We start from the raw sequence: 19,988 nt of genomic DNA, 5'->3' as shown, positions 1-19,988 counted from the left end.
GGTTATGCCATTTTCTCTCCTGATTCTTCTCTAAAAAAGCTCTTCATCGCATGGAATACATCTGCTTTTTGCTTTAAAATATAATATCTGAAATTCTCATCTTTAATATTTTTATAGGCTGACATGAGGGTACTGTGGCGGTTGTATTGGTTCACTTCCCCATACCCAAACATATTACACTTCTTCATTAATTCTTCCACAAGCTTTACACATCTAGCATTATCTGATGTTAAATTATCACCGTCTGAAAAATGGAATGGATAAATATTATAGCGGTCTGGTGAGTATTTATTATCAATTAGCTCGAGTGCTTTCTTGTATACAGAAGAACAAATCGTTCCACCACTTTCTCCTTTTGAGAAAAACTCTTCTTCTGTAACGACTTTTGCTTCCGTATGATGGGCAATAAACTCAATATCTACTGTTTCATACTTCGTTCGTAGAAATCTCGTCATCCAGAAAAAGAAGCTACGTGCCATATATTTCTCCCATATTCCCATCGATCCACTCGTATCCATCATCGCTAATACAACAGCTTTTGAATCTGGCTTTAATACTTCATTCCATGTGCGGAACTTTAAGTCTTCTTGGTGAATCGGGTGGAAGGATGCTTTACCACGCATCGCATTTCGTTTATATGCGGATATCATCGTTCGTTTCTTATCGATATTTCCCCATAATCCTGTTTTTCTAATGTCATTAAATTCAACATGTTCAATCCGGTTTTCATCCATTTCTTTTCTCTTTAAATTAGGCAGCTCTAACTCTTTAAAAAACGCTTGCTCTAATTCTAGAATAGAGACTTCAGCTTCATAATAATCTTCTCCAGCCGCATCCCCTGCTCCTTTTCCTTTTCCTGGTCCTTTTTGCTTTTGACCACCTGATCCATCTCTCGCAACGACATCACCAACTTTGCTGTCACCATTTCCTTGCCCAACATGTTTGTTTTTATCATAATTGTACCTAATCTTATATTCATCTAAAGAACGAATTGGTATTTTTACAACATCCTTACCATTAGACATAACAATGCTTTCTTCGGTTACAAGATCGGGTAAATTATTTTTAATTGCCTCTTGTACTTTCTCTTGATGGCGTTGTTGGTCGTCATATCCTTTGCGATGGAGGGACCAGTTTTCCTGTGAAATCGTATAATTTGGTTGGTTTTCTTCACCCATTTCTTTCCCTCCTTACTGTAATTGTCTTCCTATATGAACAGCAAGCTAGAAATTTTGTTTTATACTGTGCCAGCTAGAATGAATGGTAACTGCCCATTGAACATCATCCCATAAACATATATAACGTTTTTCATATAATACTCCGAGCATACTAAACAAAATTTTGCCACTCACATACTAGAAAGATTCAGCCGTTGATAAGAAAGAAACACAATGCATAGTTGCACACATTTACACTTTGCAACATATTGTATTGTGTTGGCTTTTTTCGTATGAATGGTTGGTTACTCTATCATATGCATATTGTAAAAATAATTGACAATAAATTCATAAAATTGCATCTTAATTTATTGCATTTGGACAAGGTATGACACTTTACACATATGAATGGATAATAAAACGCTGTCCCGCAAAATACAAGAGACAGCGTTTTGTTATCAAACTATCGGTTTAGCAGGCTACCTACATAGCGTAATAATTCATTCGCAGATGAAGAATTATAGCCGTGCTCATCAATTAAGCGGGCAACAACATCATTGATTTTCTTAAGCTGATTTTCGTCTGGTGTTTTCGTTGATGTTGTAATTTTCACTATATCTTTTAAATCAGCAAATAGTTTTTTCTGAATCGCTTCGCGAAGACGCTCATGTGAATTATAATCAAAGCGTTTTCCTTTACGCGCATAAGCAGAAATGCGAATTAAAATTTCTTCACGGAATGCTTTCTTAGCATTTTCTGAAATTCCAATTTGCTCCTCAATTGAGCGCATTAGCTTTTCATCTGGACTCATTTCTTCACCTGTTAATGGGTCACGTAATTTCGATTTATTGCAATATGCTTCAACGTTATCTAAGTAATTATCCATAAGTGTCTTCGCTGATTCTTCATATGAATACACGAATGCTTTTTGTACTTCTTTCTTCGCAATTTCATCATATTCTTTTCTCGCTAATGAGATGAAATTCATATAACGCTCACGGTCTTCATTACTAATTGACGGATGCTGATCCAACCCGTCTTTGAGCGATCTAAGTACATCTAATGCGTTAATAGATGGTACCTCTTTTCGAATAATTGTAGAGGAAATTCGGTTAATAACATAACGAGGATCAATACCTCTCATACCTTCATCTTGATATTCACGTTGCAGCTCCTCTACATCAATCGCATTATAACCCTCTACCGTTTCTCCATCATATAAACGCATCTTTTTAATTAAATCAATATCCGGACGCTTCGGATCTTTTAAACGAGTTAAAATCGTAAACATTGCTGCAACGCGAAGTGTGTGTGGTGCAATATGAACATTGGATACATCACTTTCACGAATCATTTTTTCATAAATATGTTCTTCTTCACTCACTCGTAAATTGTATGGGACTGGCATTACAATAATTCTTGAGTGTAATGCTTCATTTTTCTTGTTTGCTATGAAGGAACGATACTCTGTTTCATTCGTATGGGCTACAATTAATTCATCTGCTGAAATAAGCGCAAATCTTCCCGCTTTGAAATTCCCTTCTTGCGTAAGCGATAATAAATGCCATAAGAACTTCTCGTCGCATTTTAACATCTCTTGGAATTCCATCATCCCACGGTTTGCCTTATTCAATTCTCCATCGAAGCGATACGCTCGTGGGTCTGATTCTGAACCATATTCTGCGATTGTTGAAAAGTCCAGACTACCTGTTAAATCGGCAATATCTTGTGATTTAGGATCAGACGGGCTAAATGTACCAATCCCTGTACGGCGATCTTCCGAGAAGAAAATACGCTCTACAACTACATCCTCAATTCTTGAACCATACTCTTGCTCTAGACGCATAACGTTGAGTGGCGATAAATTCCCTTCAATTCTAACTCCATACTCATCAAAGAAATCATCCCGTAAATGGTGCGGAATTAAATGAAGCGGATCTTCATGCATTGGGCAGCCTTTAATTGCAAAAATTGCTCCTCGATCTGTTCGTGAATATGTTTCTAAACCTCGTTTCAACATCGTAACTAGCGTTGATTTCCCTCCACTAACAGGACCCATTAATAATAAAATACGTTTTCTAACATCTAATCGTTTTGCAGATGGATGGAAATATTCCTCTACAAGACGTTCTAAAGCATCCTCTAATCCAAATAGCTGATTACTAAAGAAGTTATACTTTCTTCTACCATCTACTTCTTCAATTCCAGCATCTTTTATCATATTGTAAATGCGAGAGTGTGCTGTTTGAGCCACCCATGGTCTTTCCTTCACAAGCTCCAAATACTCTGCAAACGTACCTTCCCATTGTAAGCGTTCTTCTGCTTCTCGATACTGTTCAATTTTTTTTAGAATATCCATTATAGCTCCTCCCCCATCTCCTTGTTCAATCGGATTATTATAAAAGGTATGCTAGGATGTCCTCAAACATTCTTTAAATCAAAATGAAATATACAGTAGTGTTATAAAATTCTCTCCAAAATTCAAAGAAAATTCTGTATAATATAGGTATTAAAGTTTTTACACCGCTATTCATTTTAAATAAATTCTTTTCTTCCAAGAACCTTACATACATTTTCAATTCATATTTCAGATTCACAAACTGAAAAAACAGGAGGGGAATTAGTATGAAATTATTATTAATTTTAGGTGTATCACTCACATTTCTTACAGCCATTTTTACATCTGGTTACAATGATAAACCTGGTACACATAAAAAGTGATGTGCTTCTAAGCACATCACTTTTTTATCAATCATTTATAATACACATTTTCCACATCATCTTTTGATAAAGGTCGGCTATAATAATAACCTTGTACAAACTTCACATTCTTTTCCTTCAAAAATTGTATTTGTTCCGCTTTTTCTACTCCTTCTGCAATTACATTCAATTCCAAAGTATGAGCTAAATGAATAATTGCAGCTGTAATATTCGTATCGCGTTCATCTACATGTATACCTTCCATAAAAGAACGATCAATTTTCAACGTATCAATTGGATACGTTTTTAAATAACTTAAAGATGAATATCCCGTCCCAAAATCATCTAAATGAATCTTTAAATTTTGTTCTTTTAATTGTAGCAATACTCTTTTCGATATGTCTTTATGTATAAGGGCTCCTTCTGTAACCTCAATCGCTAATAGATGAGCTGGTACATTATACTTATGTAACGCTCGTGTAATCATCTCTATTAGTGTAATAGAGCGAAAGTGCCTGGCTGAAATATTAACTGCAATCGGGACCACTTCATATCCTTTATTTAACCATTCACGTATTTGCCGACACACTTCATTTACTACCCATTCATCAAGCTTAATAATAAATCCTGTTCTTTCTGATAGCGGAATAAATTGATTGGGAGAGACAAACCCTAATTCTTTATTGTCCCATCTTATTAAAGCTTCCATACTAGCTATTTTTTTCGTTTCAATATTCATTTGTGGCTGATAATATAAGAAGAATTCATTTTTTTCTATAGCACGATGTAATTGGTTTTCCATTATAAACCTTTGTTCTCGCTCACAATCTAATCCACTACAATAAAAATGATAATGCCCTTTTCCTTTTTCTTTTGCTTTTTCCAAAGCAGCATCAACTCTTTGGAATAATATTTTTTCATCCTCTCCATCTATTGGAGACATTACAATTCCGATTGACGCACTTAAATACACGTCCTCTTCTTCGATTACAAAATGTTCACTAATCTTTTTTAATATGCTTTTTGCAACTACCTCTACACGTTCTTTCGTTATATTTTCTATTAACATAACAAATTGATCATCGTGTTCTCTAAATAAGTGCATACCACCTATTTGGATACTGCTTAAACATTCTGTCACTTTTTGTAATACTTTATCTCCTTCTTTATGACCAAAAGTATCATTAATAAGATGAAATTCATCTAAATCTATAAAGATCAACGAAAAATCTATCTTCTCATTTAAAAAAACATTTAACTTATTTGTACATGAAATTCTATTCATTAATCCTGTTAATTGGTCATAATAAGCTAAATATTCTGTTCGCATTTCATTCAATACTTGCCTTGTAACATCCCTCGTAACAATATATACCCCAACAATTTCACCGTTCACAATAATCGGAATAGTTCTCAACGAAATATAGAGCTCGTACCCTTCTTTATGAACATATTTCTTTGATACAATTTGTTTTGCTCTTCCTTGCAGGGCTCCTTTAAATATAATTTGAAAATCTTTTTCATATTCTTTATTAATAAATTCAAAAATAGATTTTTTATGTAATTCTTCATGTCGGTATCCAAATATTTCATACGTTGCTGGGTTTGCATATGTAATTCTACCTATAGAATCTATAGATATAATGGAGTCATTATTATATTCTAGTAATGACTTAAATAACATTTGTTTTTCCTCTATTTCAATCTTCTCCTCAATTTGAGCTGTAATATCCCTCGTAATACAAATAATAAACTGACATACTCCTTCTTCATCCAATACAGGATTAAGTGAAGATTCATAATGTAAGTTACCAGTTGGTAAACTAACTACATCACAAAAGGTATGTGCTTTCGCTTCGCTCGCTACTTTTGCATATTGCACTTGCAATATTTCCGCCGTATCTTCTGGTAATACTTCAGCAAACGTTTTTCCATAACATTCTTCGCTCAGCTTCGCATAATCCATACCTATCTTATTTACATAAATATATTTAAAGGTTTCCTCATCCATAACTTTCACAATAAATACTAAATCTTGAATAGCATGTAATAATCCTCTTCTTATTAAATCCATATCTATCATACTTAAAAAGGTATTTTGATTATTATATTGTTCCTTCATATTTATCTCAACCCGTCTGATCTATTTTTATTCATATATCCCCATTCTATATGAATATGTACCCTTTTTTAAATGTATGATTACATATTATTTTTATTTTTAGAAAAAAAGTCGCCATATGGCGACTTTTAATAAACAATTTCTAAATCTAATCCTGGATAATTTTGTTGACGGAATGCTTCATAAATTAAAATAGCTGCTGTATTAGATAAATTTAATGAGCGCACTTTATCAGTCATTGGAATACGTAAACAATGATCGAAGTTTTCTTCGATTACATTAGCTGGTAAGCCGTTTGTTTCTCTTCCAAATACAAAATAGTAATCCTTCTCACGTTTGCTATAATCAAACGCTGTATGAGCTTTCTCGCCATACTTTGTTAAATAGAAGAATTCACCGTCTTTATTTTTCTCATAAAATTCTTCAATTGAATCATAATACGTAACTTTCACGTGCTGCCAATAATCTAATCCTGCACGCTTTAACATTTTATCATCCGTTGAAAATCCAAGCGGTCTAATCAAATGTAATTCTGTTCCAGTTGCTGCACAAGTACGAGCAATATTCCCTGTATTTGCTGGAATTTCTGGTTGATATAAAACAACATGTACTCCCACGCGATATTCACCTCTGTTTTTTGTCTACTACGTATTATACCACTTGAGCGAAAAATCTCTACCCATTAATAATGTGAAAGAATTTATATTTCATTTGTGGTGTATATTTACTAGAATCTTCATAGTTCCAATAACGCCGACGGCTATTCGCTGAATGTGCATTTACAAGTGGCATACCATCTGCGTCTTTTGCTACTACAATCGTCGTATGATTCCACCTACCATCATCCTCGAAATCATAAGCAATGACATCACCAAGAATAAGGTCCTCTGGCCGTTCTACCGCTTCTGCTCGAAGCCCCGTTGTAGCACCTGACAAATACCAATAAAAAGAGTGTGCAACAGCCCAGCTCCAACTCCACTGATTCCCCCTTTGCCACCATCCTTTACGAATATTAGGATATCCATTCATTGGTACTTCTCCAGTATGAAGACATTGAGAAATAAAATTCGTACAATTATCAGGGAAATTACGATATACAGGGTTTCGATCATCCCACCAACGCTCTGCATATTTAACTGCCTCTAAACGGTTATACTGATAAGAACCATACTTCTCTTTTATAAATTCCCTTTCTAACGTCTCATTCATTCCAGCTGCTTCTGGCACTTCAATAGCATAATCACCTATTACCCGGCTATTATTTAAACAAACTCTTCGTTTTAGTTGTTCCTCTTCGATATAAAATAATTCTTTATGCTTAACTAAATATTTAAAATGTATTTGATAATCAATTTCTTGATGATTGCTATTATTTAATTGTCTCATGAAAGAAACGTCCGCAGTTGCTTTCACTATATGTGCATTACGCTTTTGAAACAATTGTTTCTTTCTCTGTGCTATTTGGAATAAATCTTCAGCAATACCATCTACATTTGTTCGTTTTTCTGTTATATATGCTAAAAATTGTTGTACTTGCTTTTCAATATTTATTTTTACAACCATTTCGTCTCCCTCCCATATTACAATATGAAAAAGGGAGATATTATCTACTCTTTTTTCTGCGCTAACAATTCAAGCCCGCGATTCATTTCATGAAGAACCTCTTCATCTTTCTCACGTTGCATCGCTTTTTCAATGGCTTCGCCCACGCCATCTCCACCAATTTTCCCAAGTGCCCATGCTGCTGTTCCGCGAAGTACTGGTCTTGGATCATCTTTCATAACACCGATTAAATCAGGAATTGCTGATGCTTCTTTAAAATGCGCAAGTGCCAAAATCGCATTTCGTTGCAACGGCTTTTTACCTCTCCATGAACCAGACATAATTCCATATTTCTCTTTAAAATCACGATTACTAATTGTTAAAAGTGGTGTTAATAAAGGCTTCACTAACTCAGGATCTGGTTCCATCTCAGGGTGATTATGAAAATCCATTCCTTTATTTTTCGGACAAACTGTCTGACATGTATCACATCCATAAATACGATTTCCTATTTTGTCGCGGTATTCCTCCGGTAGGAATCCTTTCGTCTGCGTTAAAAATGCAATACATTTCTTCGAGTCTAACTGTCCTCCTTGTATTAAAGCGCCTGTAGGACAAATATCAATACATTTTGTACAGCTCCCACATTGATCTTCTATCGGCTGATCTGGTGGGAATGGAACGTTTGTAATCATTTCTCCTAAATATACATATGAACCAAATTCAGGTGTAATAATAGCACAATTCTTACCACTCCAACCAATACCGGCACGCTCCGAAACAGCTCGATCACTTAATTCACCCGTATCAACCATTGACTTCACTTCTATATCGGGAAGTTTTTCGATTAAATATGCTTCTAATTTTTGCAAACGATCTCGTAAAACAAGATGATAATCTTGTCCCCAAGAAGCACGACAAAAAATCCCGCGGCGTTCTCCACGCTTACTTAATGGTGCATTTTTTAATTTTGAAGGATACGCTAATGCAATCGCAATAATTGATTTTGCGCCAGGTAGTAGAAGCTGCGGGTTCGTTCGCTTTTCTATATCAGGCTCTTCAAATCCAGATTGATAATTTAATTGTTGCTGCTGGATTAAGCGCTGCTTTAATTCTTCAAATGGTGAAGCACTAGCAAAGCCTATTTTATCTATACCAATTGTTTTACTATACGCAATTACATCTTGCTTTAATTGTTCAAAATCCATTCCTAATCGCCTCCTCAGATGAATCCACCTCTTATGTAACGTCTATATTGGTTAGCAATTCACTTTTGGAATACTATTCTTTACTTCTATTTTCGCATACAATTATGTTTTTCAAACATTAAAAAACGCAATGCCTCGTTTATCTTAGAAACGAAACACTGCGTTGATCACAATTTATAGAAAAACATTTAATAAAATTTGGAGCGGGTGAAGAGAATCGAACTCTCGACCAGAGCTTGGAAGGCTCTTGTTTTACCACTAAACTACACCCGCAAATATGAAATAAATATAAGATATTAGAATAACTTATGTAAAGTAGTATAGCATGTAAAAAAAACGTAAGCAAGAATTTTATCGAAAAAAGTCGAAAAAGTGATGAATAGCTCATCACTTTTTCAATTCTTTATCAATCGCCTTCTTCATACTATCGAAATCAGGGTTTGCAAGATTTCCGTTTATGTATACTGAAGGAGCACCTTGAACTTTTAATTTTTGAGCACGATCTGAATCTTTACGTACTTTTTCTTTTATTTCTTTACTGTGTAAATCTTTCTTAAATTGTTCTACATCAACTTTCGGAAGCTTCTCTTTCACAATGTTAAGAAGTAATTCTTCTGTAATCCATTCTTCCGTGTCTTTCTTTTGACTTTGATAAATCTCATCATAGAAAATCCAGAATGAATCTTGATCTTGTTTATAAATTGCTTCACCAGCTGCTGCACCTAAATCAGAGTCTTTTCCGATAAACGGGAAGTTAATAAAATATAACTGCACTTTACCTTTATCAATATACTCTTCTTTTAATCGTGGTAATACTGTTACATCCCAAGTACGACAAGCAGGGCATTTGAAGTCTCCAAATTCAACTACCTTAACTGGTGCATCATCTTTCCCTAAAGATTGTTGTGTGGAATAAGCAAACATCTCATTCCCTTTATCTTTTTTGTCATTTATGATGCTATACGCAATTGTTCCAATTACAATCAATACTGCGATAGAAAAAACTATACCAAGAGCCATGAGTTTATTTGATTTCATATACATTCCTCTTTAAATTCATATTCTGTATACAGCATTGTACACAATACACATAATATCAACACTTCTATACGTCACGCAATGAACACGCTCACATAAATTACAAAAATACAATAATTGTGACGATATTGTGTCACAATTTGTCACAATTTATTCAAAAAAAAGAAGCACCTATGTAGGAACTTCCTTTAGCTTACTGCTTTTTCACGCGCATTATTTAACATCGATTGCTCTGTTTTTATATCATGACGAATGACTAATTTCTCACTAACTGCTTGCACATACTCATCATGATTGATATAGCCTTCTTTCTCCATTAATCTCAAAACGACATTTCGTCTCTCTACGGCCTTATCATAATTTTGTGCAGGTGAGTAATAAGCAGGTGCTTTTACTACAGCAGCCATCATCGCACTTTCAGCTAGCGTTAATTGACTCACCTTTTTACCGAAGTAAAGGTTTGCTGCTTTTTCAATTCCCCATGCTCCTTCTCCGTAATAAATATTACTTACATACAATTTTAAAATTTCATCCTTCGTAAATGTGCGTTCAATTTTTTTCGTATAAAAAATTTCTTTCCACTTACGAGAAAATGTACGTTCATTCGTTAAAAAAGCATTTTTGGATAATTGTTGTGTAATTGTGCTTCCGCCCTGTACAACGCCACCAGCTTTTATATTCTCAACAGACGCCCTAATAATCGCTATATAATCTAAACCGTTATGATGATAAAACCTTTTATCTTCTGTCGCAATAAATGCATGTGTTAATGATTCTGGCACCTCTAACTTAGCCGGTACATGTAATTTACTAATATCACTTTGCTCGATCATCACATTTCCAACGAATAATAACGTACAACTTAACAATAATAATAAAATAATGGCTTTATAAAAAAATTTAGTCATTGGATTTAATGCAACTTTTTGATGATAGTTCACCCTAGATAATACTCGTTCTTTCATCTTGAACACCTCTTTTCCACACAGCGTATAACTCTTACTTTAAGAATACCTTGTTGTAAAAAAACATCCCATCGATTTCTCTTACACGTACCTTACATCATTGTAAGGTATAAAGTGAAACTTTCATCAGCCCTCCCCAATCGGGCTTTCCGGCAAATAGCGGGGTAAAAAAGTATTGTATCACAGTCTTTTTTTATCTACTATTCATCTGAAATATTGAATATAGATTATGCTAAACCAATAGCAGAGTATACCTTAAGCCTATACTTCCCTATTAAACACCCTATTTTCATTATATCATCTACAAATATATATATTTGTAAGTATCTAGTAATCTAAATGTATACACTATATCATACATTATACAGAACAAACGTTCTTAAAATCAATACTAGCACTATTATTATTTTGACCTTTTTCTTAAACAGTATACAAAAAAGAGTAGTGATTTGATTGTATCTCAAATCAGCTACCCTTTTCTTTACAATCTACCTATTAAATTATACGGCTGCACTTCCCACGTTTCATATGGAATACAATGTGTTGCTCTCATCGCATCAAGCGTTCTGGATTTCATATGAGGACGCGTTATATACTCATCTATGTTCTCTTCATTTAAAGTAACAAATTTAGCCTCTTGTATTTCTTCAGGTTGAATTTTTATTTCACCGCTCACATATGCCACTTTAAAAACAACAGATAAAATATGCATAGAAGCATTATAGTAAACACCTGTAACTCCAACCGGCTTCACAGTTAAACCCGTCTCCTCAAACATTTCCCTACAAACAGCTTGATCGAGCGCTTCCCCTTCTTCCACCTGTCCTCCTGGCAACTCCCACGTATCCGATCGCCAATGTACTTTAGCTAATAACACTTCATCTTTTTTATTTGTTAAATAACCTGCTACAGCAACGATATGCTTTGGTATTTTATGTTCCATAATAAGCCTCCTAGCAATAATGAATATTTCATATATCCCTATAAGCATATTCTCTGCCTACAACAAAATACCTTTACTAATTCATCACCTTAATTAAATTCATAAAAAGAAGCCCCTATCCGTTAAACGAACAGGGGCTTCTATCGTATTATTCTCCTAAGTCTACGTTGTGGTAAACTTGTTGCACATCTTCTAAATCTTCTAATGCATCAACCATTTTTTCAAATTGTACTTGAGCATCTTCAGGAAGTTCTACATCATTTTGTGCAAGCATTGTTAATTCTGCAACTGTGAATTCTTCAACACCAGCATCTTTAAGTGCAGATTGTACGGAATGGAATTGATCAGGTTCAGCATACACGATAACAGAATCTTCTTCTTCTAGAATGTCACGTGCATCAACATCTGCTTCCATTAAAATTTCAAGAACTTCATCTGATGTTTTACCTTCAAGACCGATAACAGCTGTCGCATCAAACATATAAGCTACAGAACCGTTTACACCCATGTTACCACTGTTTTTGCTAAATGCAGCTCGTACATCTGCTGCAGTGCGGTTTACGTTATTTGTAAGTGTATCTACAATTACCATAGATCCGTTTGGTCCAAATCCTTCATAACGAAGCTCGTCATAATTTTCTTCTGAACCGCCTTTTGCTTTTTCAACTGCACGATCAATAATTGTTCTTGGAACATTGTATGTTTTCGCACGTTCTAATACAACTCTAAGCGCTTGGTTTGATTCTGGATCTGGCTCGCCTTGTTTTGCTGCCACATAAATTTCACGTCCAAATTTCGCGTATATACGGCTTGTATTTGCATCTTTTGATGCTTTTTTTTCTTTAATATTATTCCATTTACGACCCATACTTCCCACTCTCTTTCCCGTTTTAAATCTACATAAAAATATTAATATGAAATATAATGTGTATTCAACACATTTTTAAAAGAAATATAAAAAGTTCATTTTTGATTCATATTACAGACATAATATAAATCACTATCATTTTGTTCTATCGACAAGTTATATTATACATGAATTTCTACATCTATTACGAATTTTAGAAGCACATAGCACAATTTAACAAAAAAACTCTAACATTTTTGTTAGAGTCTTTTTATATCGCCGATACCGATACTCCCGAAGTAACACGATTTTGAGTCGTAAATTTTTATTATAAATGGCTAAACCAAATCAAACTAGATTTTCTAAACCTATATTTTCTGAATATCTCATCTAAGAAAATACAAGTTATATAGGTTGTTTAATATTATAAATGAGAATGTAATTTTTCCTGTTCCTTCTTTTTTGCTTCTTCTTTCTTTTTTTCTTCTGCTTCTTCGTAAGATTTTTGCTCTATTAATCCAACAAAAAAATCATCATATTCTACTGCATTATTTATTCTACGGAATCCCACATCTAGTTCTTTTTCATCGTCGCTAATTATTTGTTTAAACAAATTCCCTATTAACTCTCTTGCTTTTATTAGTTTTTCATCAGTTGTTTCATGTAATATTTTATAAATGGTTTGTGTTTTTTTATCATTTGATACATCTCCAATACCAATTGCATTTTCAAAATTTGATATTGAACAAAAAACTCTTATTTTATTATTTTCTTTGAGATTTAATATTTTTTTACAATTCGTTAATTGAGCTTTTAATGTCTTAGAAGCATGCTTTGGGTGATTATCTACATCATGTAAAACATCATAATTAGAATTAAATTGATTTAAGATTTTCATTAAAGTTACAATTGTTGCTTTACCTCTTGCTCTAATAATATGCAAATTTACATTACTTAATTTTGCTAAGTGTTTAAAAGCAATATACTCAGTATCTCCTTCAACAATTAATACTTTATCTGCAAAGAAAAACTCGTTTACATACGAATCAACATAATTTAAAATTTTCATATTTTGGATATCATCATCATCAAATTGATTATTAATAGATTTATATAATTGTACAGCTTCTTTTTCACCAACTCGAAATACTTGAATGGAAGTATGCTTTTCCGATAAATCTATAAGTATTGGAGAATGACTGGAAATCATCAGCGGCATTTTTTCGCCGATTTTATATAATGACCGACTTAATGCTCTAACTGCTTCTGGATGTAGGAATGCTTCTGGTTCATCTATTAATAATAATTTGTCATCGTTTTCACCCATAAGCTTATTTTGAATCATATTTTGAATAAGAAATATCAAACTCATTCGTTGTAAACCAGTACCTTGGTTTGCTAATGGCATAGCTGACTGTTTTGTATTATCAATATGTACACTAGAGTTTGTTGACTTTAATATATCATTTGACGAGAAACCTTCAGTTTCTCCACCAACTACATTTAACGCTAAAGAATCATTTGAAAATAATACTTGTAAGTCACCAGAAACATCTTGACTTACTTGCTTAAGAATCCTATCAGTGTTTGATTTTAACTTTTTTAGGAATTCTGGATATGATTTTTTTATTTGGGCATATTCCTTCGCTAATTCAATCGTTTCTTGTTCATGCTTAGAATCGGCATCAATATTCTCAAGCTTTTGTAAATCATTTTTAATTATTTCCGAATATATCTCCTGAATTAAACCATTAATATCATCGGGTAACATAGATGGTGTTATGTAAAAAGGCTTATTATTTAAAATTTCGTCCAGTGTTTCCTTTAAGTCATGAGAGTTCTTAATTTCTATATTTTTTTCATCATAAAATTTAGGAACAGCTTCTTCTTTATATTTTTTTATAATGACAATTTTTTCTTTATCAGATTCAAATTCAGCTTTTAATATAATCTCTTTATTTTTTTGAGAAAAGCAATCATTAGGAATTGTTTTTGCTTTAGTCTCTTTTTGAAAAAAACAATTTATAGCTTCTAATACAGTAGATTTACCTGTATTATTTCTTCCTGTCAGAATTGCAATCGAATCTTTAGAAAAATTGATTGTGAAAGTATTTTTAAAAACCTTGTAATTCGTAACACTAAACTTTATCAGCCTCACTATATATTTCTCCTTTTTTACATTCATTTGAATTCTATCATATATATCTTTGTATTCGATCCCTACTTATTTATCTAAAGTTTAATAAAAACTATTTATTACTTTCTATTCCCCTATAAAACGGATTAAATCCTGTTTTATTTTCATTATTTAACTCATCAAATTTATCTACATTTAACCCCAACTCTTCATATTTTTTATCATCAAATATAAATATTTGCACATCTTTTTTCGAAACATCCTCATAAAATTTTGAAATAATCGTTCCTATCGAACTTATATTTTCTTTATCAAAAGGCTTTGAAATATGATCAAGAACTAAGATTGGGATTATTGGTGTTCTTTCTTCACAAATCAAAAGTCTTATAAAGGCTAAATATCCGCATAATTGAACTAGCGTATGTCTTGCCATGCTTCCCATAACATAATTTACTTCATCTGGTTTGTCCTTATTTTTTATACTCTTTCTAGTCTGTAGTACATTCCCACTTTTAATATATTTGATTCTGAATCCATTTTCATTTATATCTGTATTCACTATCTCTGAAACTCTATATGCTGATTTATAAAGTTTTGTTATGTATTCAGAAAATTGATTGATTTTTTGTATATCGTCTGCATTTTGAAGATCTTTTAAATTTCCCTTTAAAGCTTTCAATTTGTTGGTCTTGATTTGTAATTCTTTATCAACATCATATACGTCATCGCTAAGATATTCCTCAATCAGCATTATCGCTTTGATTTTTTCATCAACTGAAAAAATTTGAAATCTAGATTCATTATCCTGTAATTGTTCTTTCAAGTTTTTTCTTTTATCCTTCAATTTTAAGATAGTCTCATCCTTAATTAAATATTTAGAAAATGATATCGCGTCATCCATTTCTTCTAAAAGTTCAGTTAGAGGTTTGGTTAAGTATGTTAACTCTTTATTATCATTTAATAACTCGTTTAAGACTTGTAACATCTTTTTCCTATTCTCATATTCTTTAAGCATTTCCTTAGAATCATGCTTTCTATTCTCATAAACCTTTATTTGTTCATCGAGCTCACTATAAGAAGCTTCTAATTCCGATATAACTTTAGATTTGATTAGCTTTTTATCAACATTTAATTTTTTATATTCTTTAATAAACTCCAAAACTTCCGATGTATTTTTACCATTATAAATTCTAGTAGAGCTTAACTTTTTCAAATTATTATTAACCTGGGATTTAATAAATGAATATTTAGAGGCCTTTTCTTTAAGCTTTGCTATATCTTTTTGAAGAATTTTCATTTGATCTTGTAATGAAAAAATTTTTTCAATGTTCTTATTAAATATGTAATTTAATACCGAGTTCAACTTTGTATAATATTTTACATCTCTACATTTATCTAAAAAATTATATGTTAATCCTTGTCCTTTTTCTCCCAGAAAATTAAACATAGTAAATGCCCTAAAAGTCAAACGTTCATTAGTAAACTGTTTTAATTCCTTGAGTATATCGTCGTTTGCAAAAACTGCGTTTAGCTTTTCTTTATACTCTTTTAAATTTATATAATCCTTTTCATCAAAAGAATCCTTTTGATAATAAAAATAATTTTTTTCTTTATCCAACGTTCTTACAACACTATATTTAATTTTTTTATATTCAAAAATCATTAAAGCTTTCTCAAATGAATCTTTATACCATACTTTTTTAGCAATATCTTCAGAAGAACCTAACATAAAATCAATAAATTTATAAAACTCTGTTTTACCCGTACTGTTTCCACCTTTAAAGTAATTTATCCCATTTTTAAACTTATAAGTGAAACATTCATTACTAGGAGAGTGTATTTGTAATTCGATAATTTTAAACACTGGATAAAACCTCCTTTAAAAATTGTTTGTCTGATATCTTCTCACTTTCTTTAATAGCCTTTATTAAAAACGTGTTACTTTCAAACTTCCCGCTACTATACTTATCTTTTAACATATGAAGTATGCCATTTCCAAAATGTAAAATACCATTTTTTAATAATAGATCTATAGCCATTATTATATATTTCAATTCATAAAAGAAATATTCATCACCAGCCAGTATAGATAAACTCTTATACATAAGATCTTTTGTATTCTTAGCATTATATACTTTAAAGTTTTCTACATCTTCCTTTTTTATCAAATATGCATAAACTATAGATTTAGGTAACGTTAGTTCTCTTTGCACATGAAATAATTCATTTAAAATTTTACAATAGCTGCTTAATAACAACACCTCTGATTGCAGCTGTAAATTATTCACATTCCTCATCCTTCCATGAAATTTTTTTATCATCATCTGTATTCTCCTTTGTGAGGAAAATAGCTGAACCCCATCTTATTTGTTCATTATTAGCATAGGAATTAGATTCATTCTTAGTTCCGTCTAATCTGAAAAATGGATGTTCTTTATTTTCAAGCCTTAATCTTCGTTTAACCGATGAAAAATTCGCATAAGTCGTATCTTCAATAGATTCAATTTTTCGTACTCTATTTCTCTCTAGAATCATAAAACGATAGCGGCTATAGTATAGCATGTATATCATATGCTCTTTCATTTCCTTTGAATTAAGATCACACTCATTGAGCTGTATATACTCTCTACTGCTAACTATTTTTTCATCTTTTATATCCAATCCCTTTTGAGTTTCTTTATATTCTGAGAAATCAGGATTCACCTTAATGTCACTAATTTCACACGATATCTTTTCAACTAGCTCTAAAAACTCAGAACAGTTTATGGTATACGCTTGCTTATTGTTGATTTTTTCTAAAATCTCATATGTTATCTTTTCTAAAAGTGTTTTTATACGCAAAATATAAACCTTTTCTTTATCCTCCCCATCTCTTTGTCTAAATAAATATACATATGCCTCTATTATATTATCATCAATATCTTCTATCGCTTTAAATTCAACTTTACCTTTAACAGTTTTATATGTATTTACAAATAATGTTTTATTGTTTATAAATTTCTTTTTTAACTTTCCAATTATAGATCTTGGTTTATCTTTTAATTCTTCTTGATCAATTTTTAAGAATAAATCTTCTGCTGTCATATTAAATAGAATGTTCTTATTGCCATAGATCTCTGGTGTCACTAAGGTATATTTGGAAATATTACTATTATAGCTCTCTAGTAAAATCCAATTCATTAAAATCTTTAAAGCTGTTCCATTATCTATTTTTGTTCTTTTTACTTGAATAGCTTGAAGTTCATTTTCTCTTAAAAGAGTATGGTTAAAGGACATTTCATTTAAATCTAGTGTGTCTATATCCGTTTCTTTTATAGTTACATCATCATACGTTTCAAATTCTAACTGCATATTTTTTTTTAACATTGTAAGATACCATACAAAGACTCTTATTTGATAAGTGAAACCACCTAAAGTATGTATTCCACTTGAATCTGTTTCAAATACATCTGACAAAAACTTCACCTCAGTTCCAAATTCACTATAATTTTCTAATTTAAATTAATTATAACAGTCATTAAATATTTATTTAACTTTAATCTTTACAAATTTTACACACAAGTTTCCCTAATATATCAGTTGTTTGTTAAACAGGGCCATTTTTAAAACTTATTTTCTTAAAGGTGATTCCTAATAGGGATCTTTATATTCTAAACAAGACACATAACAAATTTGAAATATTCGATGGGTATATATAGTAAGAGCATTTATTGTCAATTCAAGTAAGTTTTAATATGCATTCAATATTAAAAACGAGCTATTGATTATTAAACTAAAGCTATTCCTCTTCATTCCTCTACCTATTTCCATAATATTCCCATAATCACTTTCTATCGTTGTATAATTAAAATCGGAAAAAATTTGAAGTGGAGATGAGAGGATAATTATGACACATTCAAATAAGAAAAAAGCACATGGTCTTAAAGGAATTGGAGAGAAATTAAACCCAACTATCTATCAAGTAAGATTCATGAAATTAGATGAACCAATTCAATTTGAGTCATTTCCTGAATTAAAGGAATTAGGGGACTGGTTGAGTACTTCAACGCACATGTGGGCGTGCCACTCAACTATGTACAAGTACAACAAAGAAGAGTTTGAAAAGAGATTTTTAGAAATTACAAACTTAACCGTTGATAATGTACTAATATCTACTGGTGGTGTCGGATTTAACTTCATGTCACCGGGTTGGAGAAATTCGCTCTAGAGTGCTCGAAGGGAATATTGTATAGAATACCGGAATTAAAAGGATAAAAATGAATGTTTGTTTTTATCCTTTTAATGTTTCTTAGTTTACTCACCGCACACTATTTTGTCACGCGAAGAAAATACAAAAAAACTCTATACAGTTAGTATAGAGTTTTTTTACGCCGTTCATGATACCGATGGTCGGGGTCGAACCGACACTCCCGAAGGAACACGATTTTGAGTCGTGCGCGTCTGCCAATTCCGCCACATCGGCACAAAAGAAAAGGCGGCAACCGGATTTGAACCGGTGATAAAGGTTTTGCAGACCTCTGCCTTACCACTTGGCTATGCCGCCATATGAAGTTTTATTGGAGCGGAAGACGGGATTCGAACCCGCGACCCCAACCTTGGCAAGGTTGTATTCTACCACTGAACTACTTCCGCAAAAATGGCTGGGCTAGCTGGATTCGAACCAGCGCATGACGGAGTCAAAGTCCGTTGCCTTACCGCTTGGCTATAGCCCATCGATTTCTTACTTAATTATATGTAAGTATCCATTAGATTATTTGTAATTTTTAAAATAAAAATGGGGCGACTGATGGGAATCGAACCCACGAATGCCGGAGCCACAATCCGGTGCGTTAACCACTTCGCCACAACCGCCATGTTGTGTAAATATATTTGGCAGGGGCAGTAGGAATCGAACCCACACTGGAGGTTTTGGAGACCTCAGTTCTACCTTTAAACTATGCCCCTATGTAAATGGTGGAGGGGGGCAGATTCGAACTGCCGAACCCGAAGGAGCGGATTTACAGTCCGCCGCGTTTAGCCACTTCGCTACCCCTCCGAAACTTACATGGTGCCGGCTAGAGGACTTGAACCCCCAACCTACTGATTACAAGTCAGTTGCTCTACCAATTGAGCTAAGCCGGCGTATTTTATTAAAATAAATGGTGGCTCGGGACGGAATCGAACCGCCGACACGAGGATTTTCAGTCCTCTGCTCTACCGACTGAGCTACCGAGCCTTATTAAAATGGCGGTCCCGACCGGGGTCGAACCGGCGATCTCCTGCGTGACAGGCAGGCATGTTAACCACTACACCACGGGACCATTTGGTTGCGGGGACAGGATTTGAACCT

Annotated in this window: 15 protein-coding genes and 11 tRNA genes; 1 reads left to right on the top strand and 25 read right to left on the bottom strand. The window is 32.9% G+C overall.

Going from position 1 to position 19,988, the window contains the following annotated elements:
- Window positions 1-2: 2 nt before the first annotated feature.
- The 15 genes from yhbH to ACTFOB_RS15565 all read right to left on the bottom strand — a co-directional run bounded on the left by yhbH (window position 3) and on the right by ACTFOB_RS15565 (window position 18,115).
- Window positions 3-1,178: a sporulation protein YhbH gene (gene yhbH / locus ACTFOB_RS15635; protein ID WP_440026784.1), complete on the bottom strand. Its 1,176-nt coding sequence runs from the start codon at window positions 1,176-1,178 to the stop codon at window positions 3-5.
- 442 nt (window positions 1,179-1,620) lie between these two features.
- On the bottom strand, window positions 1,621-3,516 hold the full coding sequence (locus tag ACTFOB_RS15630; RefSeq protein WP_440026782.1) for a PrkA family serine protein kinase: 1,896 nt from the start codon (window positions 3,514-3,516) through the stop codon (window positions 1,621-1,623).
- Window positions 3,517-3,909: 393 nt separating this feature from the next.
- Entirely contained in the window at window positions 3,910-5,979 is a 2,070-nt protein-coding gene (locus ACTFOB_RS15625; protein ID WP_440026780.1) for a sensor domain-containing protein, read from the bottom strand.
- A gap of 128 nt (window positions 5,980-6,107) precedes the next feature.
- On the bottom strand, window positions 6,108-6,596 hold the full coding sequence (gene trmL / locus ACTFOB_RS15620) for a tRNA (uridine(34)/cytosine(34)/5-carboxymethylaminomethyluridine(34)-2'-O)-methyltransferase TrmL (RefSeq protein ID WP_000538149.1): 489 nt from the start codon (window positions 6,594-6,596) through the stop codon (window positions 6,108-6,110).
- 58 nt (window positions 6,597-6,654) lie between these two features.
- Window positions 6,655-7,542 carry an amidase domain-containing protein gene (locus ACTFOB_RS15615; RefSeq protein WP_440026778.1) on the bottom strand — a complete coding sequence of 296 codons (888 nt, stop codon included), beginning with the start codon at window positions 7,540-7,542 and terminating at the stop codon, window positions 6,655-6,657.
- 44 nt (window positions 7,543-7,586) lie between these two features.
- Entirely contained in the window at window positions 7,587-8,729 is a 1,143-nt protein-coding gene (gene queG / locus ACTFOB_RS15610) for a tRNA epoxyqueuosine(34) reductase QueG (protein WP_060629454.1), read from the bottom strand.
- A 199-nt stretch (window positions 8,730-8,928) separates the two neighbouring features.
- Window positions 8,929-9,002, bottom strand: a tRNA-Gly gene (locus tag ACTFOB_RS15605).
- A 114-nt stretch (window positions 9,003-9,116) separates the two neighbouring features.
- Entirely contained in the window at window positions 9,117-9,767 is a 651-nt protein-coding gene (locus ACTFOB_RS15600) for a DsbA family protein (RefSeq protein ID WP_151635548.1), read from the bottom strand.
- A 188-nt stretch (window positions 9,768-9,955) separates the two neighbouring features.
- Window positions 9,956-10,732 carry a transglycosylase domain-containing protein gene (locus tag ACTFOB_RS15595; protein WP_440026777.1) on the bottom strand — a complete coding sequence of 259 codons (777 nt, stop codon included), beginning with the start codon at window positions 10,730-10,732 and terminating at the stop codon, window positions 9,956-9,958.
- Window positions 10,733-11,213: 481 nt separating this feature from the next.
- Window positions 11,214-11,675 (bottom strand): NUDIX hydrolase, encoded by a 462-nt coding sequence (locus tag ACTFOB_RS15590; RefSeq protein ID WP_440026775.1) that lies wholly within the window; start codon window positions 11,673-11,675, stop codon window positions 11,214-11,216.
- A 148-nt stretch (window positions 11,676-11,823) separates the two neighbouring features.
- On the bottom strand, window positions 11,824-12,543 hold the full coding sequence (locus ACTFOB_RS15585; RefSeq protein ID WP_440026774.1) for a YebC/PmpR family DNA-binding transcriptional regulator: 720 nt from the start codon (window positions 12,541-12,543) through the stop codon (window positions 11,824-11,826).
- Between the two features lie 403 nt (window positions 12,544-12,946).
- Complete coding sequence (locus ACTFOB_RS15580; protein WP_440026772.1) at window positions 12,947-14,680, bottom strand: ATP-dependent nuclease; 1,734 nt, start codon at window positions 14,678-14,680, stop codon at window positions 12,947-12,949.
- 91 nt (window positions 14,681-14,771) lie between these two features.
- Window positions 14,772-16,523 (bottom strand): hypothetical protein, encoded by a 1,752-nt coding sequence (locus tag ACTFOB_RS15575; protein ID WP_440026770.1) that lies wholly within the window; start codon window positions 16,521-16,523, stop codon window positions 14,772-14,774.
- Window positions 16,516-16,947 (bottom strand): hypothetical protein, encoded by a 432-nt coding sequence (locus ACTFOB_RS15570; protein ID WP_440026769.1) that lies wholly within the window; start codon window positions 16,945-16,947, stop codon window positions 16,516-16,518. Before ACTFOB_RS15570 ends, ACTFOB_RS15575 begins: the two co-directional genes overlap by 8 nt.
- Window positions 16,940-18,115 carry a hypothetical protein gene (locus ACTFOB_RS15565; RefSeq protein ID WP_440026767.1) on the bottom strand — a complete coding sequence of 392 codons (1,176 nt, stop codon included), beginning with the start codon at window positions 18,113-18,115 and terminating at the stop codon, window positions 16,940-16,942. The genes ACTFOB_RS15570 and ACTFOB_RS15565 overlap by 8 nt, the downstream gene beginning before the upstream one ends.
- Window positions 18,116-18,545: 430 nt before the next feature.
- On the opposite strand from ACTFOB_RS15565, the gene ACTFOB_RS15560 reads away from it, so the two are divergent.
- The gene (locus tag ACTFOB_RS15560; RefSeq protein WP_440026765.1) at window positions 18,546-18,866 is read left to right on the top strand and encodes a DUF3884 family protein; all 321 of its coding nucleotides are present in this window, start codon (window positions 18,546-18,548) and stop codon (window positions 18,864-18,866) included.
- Between the two features lie 173 nt (window positions 18,867-19,039).
- On the opposite strand, the gene ACTFOB_RS15555 is transcribed toward ACTFOB_RS15560, so the two are convergent.
- The 10 genes from ACTFOB_RS15555 to ACTFOB_RS15510 all read right to left on the bottom strand — a co-directional run bounded on the left by ACTFOB_RS15555 (window position 19,040) and on the right by ACTFOB_RS15510 (window position 19,959).
- Window positions 19,040-19,121: transfer RNA gene (locus ACTFOB_RS15555), tRNA-Leu, on the bottom strand.
- Window positions 19,122-19,131: 10 nt separating this feature from the next.
- Window positions 19,132-19,202: transfer RNA gene (locus ACTFOB_RS15550), tRNA-Cys, on the bottom strand.
- 14 nt (window positions 19,203-19,216) lie between these two features.
- Window positions 19,217-19,291: transfer RNA gene (locus ACTFOB_RS15545), tRNA-Gly, on the bottom strand.
- A gap of 5 nt (window positions 19,292-19,296) precedes the next feature.
- Window positions 19,297-19,371: transfer RNA gene (locus ACTFOB_RS15540), tRNA-Gln, on the bottom strand.
- A gap of 63 nt (window positions 19,372-19,434) precedes the next feature.
- A tRNA-His gene (locus tag ACTFOB_RS15535) sits at window positions 19,435-19,510 on the bottom strand.
- 19 nt (window positions 19,511-19,529) lie between these two features.
- A tRNA-Trp gene (locus tag ACTFOB_RS15530) sits at window positions 19,530-19,603 on the bottom strand.
- A gap of 7 nt (window positions 19,604-19,610) precedes the next feature.
- Window positions 19,611-19,694 (bottom strand) — tRNA-Tyr (locus ACTFOB_RS15525).
- Between the two features lie 10 nt (window positions 19,695-19,704).
- Window positions 19,705-19,780: transfer RNA gene (locus tag ACTFOB_RS15520), tRNA-Thr, on the bottom strand.
- A gap of 18 nt (window positions 19,781-19,798) precedes the next feature.
- Window positions 19,799-19,874, bottom strand: a tRNA-Phe gene (locus ACTFOB_RS15515).
- Window positions 19,875-19,883: 9 nt separating this feature from the next.
- A tRNA-Asp gene (locus tag ACTFOB_RS15510) sits at window positions 19,884-19,959 on the bottom strand.
- Window positions 19,960-19,988 lie beyond the last annotated feature (29 nt).

Source organism: Bacillus cereus group sp. MYBK79-1 (assembly GCF_051915365.1).
Classification (GTDB): Bacteria; Bacillota; Bacilli; order Bacillales; family Bacillaceae_G; genus Bacillus_A.
The sequence above is the reverse complement of the archived record's forward strand: the minus strand, read 5'-3'. Positions and strand labels throughout refer to the sequence as shown.

Excerpts from the sequence above, each read along its gene's own strand:
- ACTFOB_RS15560 (WP_440026765.1), top strand. The coding sequence starts at position 18,546 with ATGACACATTCAAATAAGAAAAAAGCACATGGTCTTAAAGGAATTGGA.
- ACTFOB_RS15585 (WP_440026774.1), bottom strand. The coding sequence starts at position 12,543 with ATGGGTCGTAAATGGAATAATATTAAAGAAAAAAAAGCATCAAAAGAT.
- yhbH (WP_440026784.1), bottom strand. The coding sequence starts at position 1,178 with ATGGGTGAAGAAAACCAACCAAATTATACGATTTCACAGGAAAACTGG.
- ACTFOB_RS15630 (WP_440026782.1), bottom strand. The coding sequence starts at position 3,516 with ATGGATATTCTAAAAAAAATTGAACAGTATCGAGAAGCAGAAGAACGC.
- ACTFOB_RS15615 (WP_440026778.1), bottom strand. The coding sequence starts at position 7,542 with ATGGTTGTAAAAATAAATATTGAAAAGCAAGTACAACAATTTTTAGCA.
- ACTFOB_RS15590 (WP_440026775.1), bottom strand. The coding sequence starts at position 11,675 with ATGGAACATAAAATACCAAAGCATATCGTTGCTGTAGCAGGTTATTTA.
- ACTFOB_RS15625 (WP_440026780.1), bottom strand. The coding sequence starts at position 5,979 with ATGAAGGAACAATATAATAATCAAAATACCTTTTTAAGTATGATAGAT.
- ACTFOB_RS15595 (WP_440026777.1), bottom strand. The coding sequence starts at position 10,732 with ATGAAAGAACGAGTATTATCTAGGGTGAACTATCATCAAAAAGTTGCA.
- ACTFOB_RS15600 (WP_151635548.1), bottom strand. The coding sequence starts at position 9,767 with ATGAAATCAAATAAACTCATGGCTCTTGGTATAGTTTTTTCTATCGCA.
- queG (WP_060629454.1), bottom strand. The coding sequence starts at position 8,729 with ATGGATTTTGAACAATTAAAGCAAGATGTAATTGCGTATAGTAAAACA.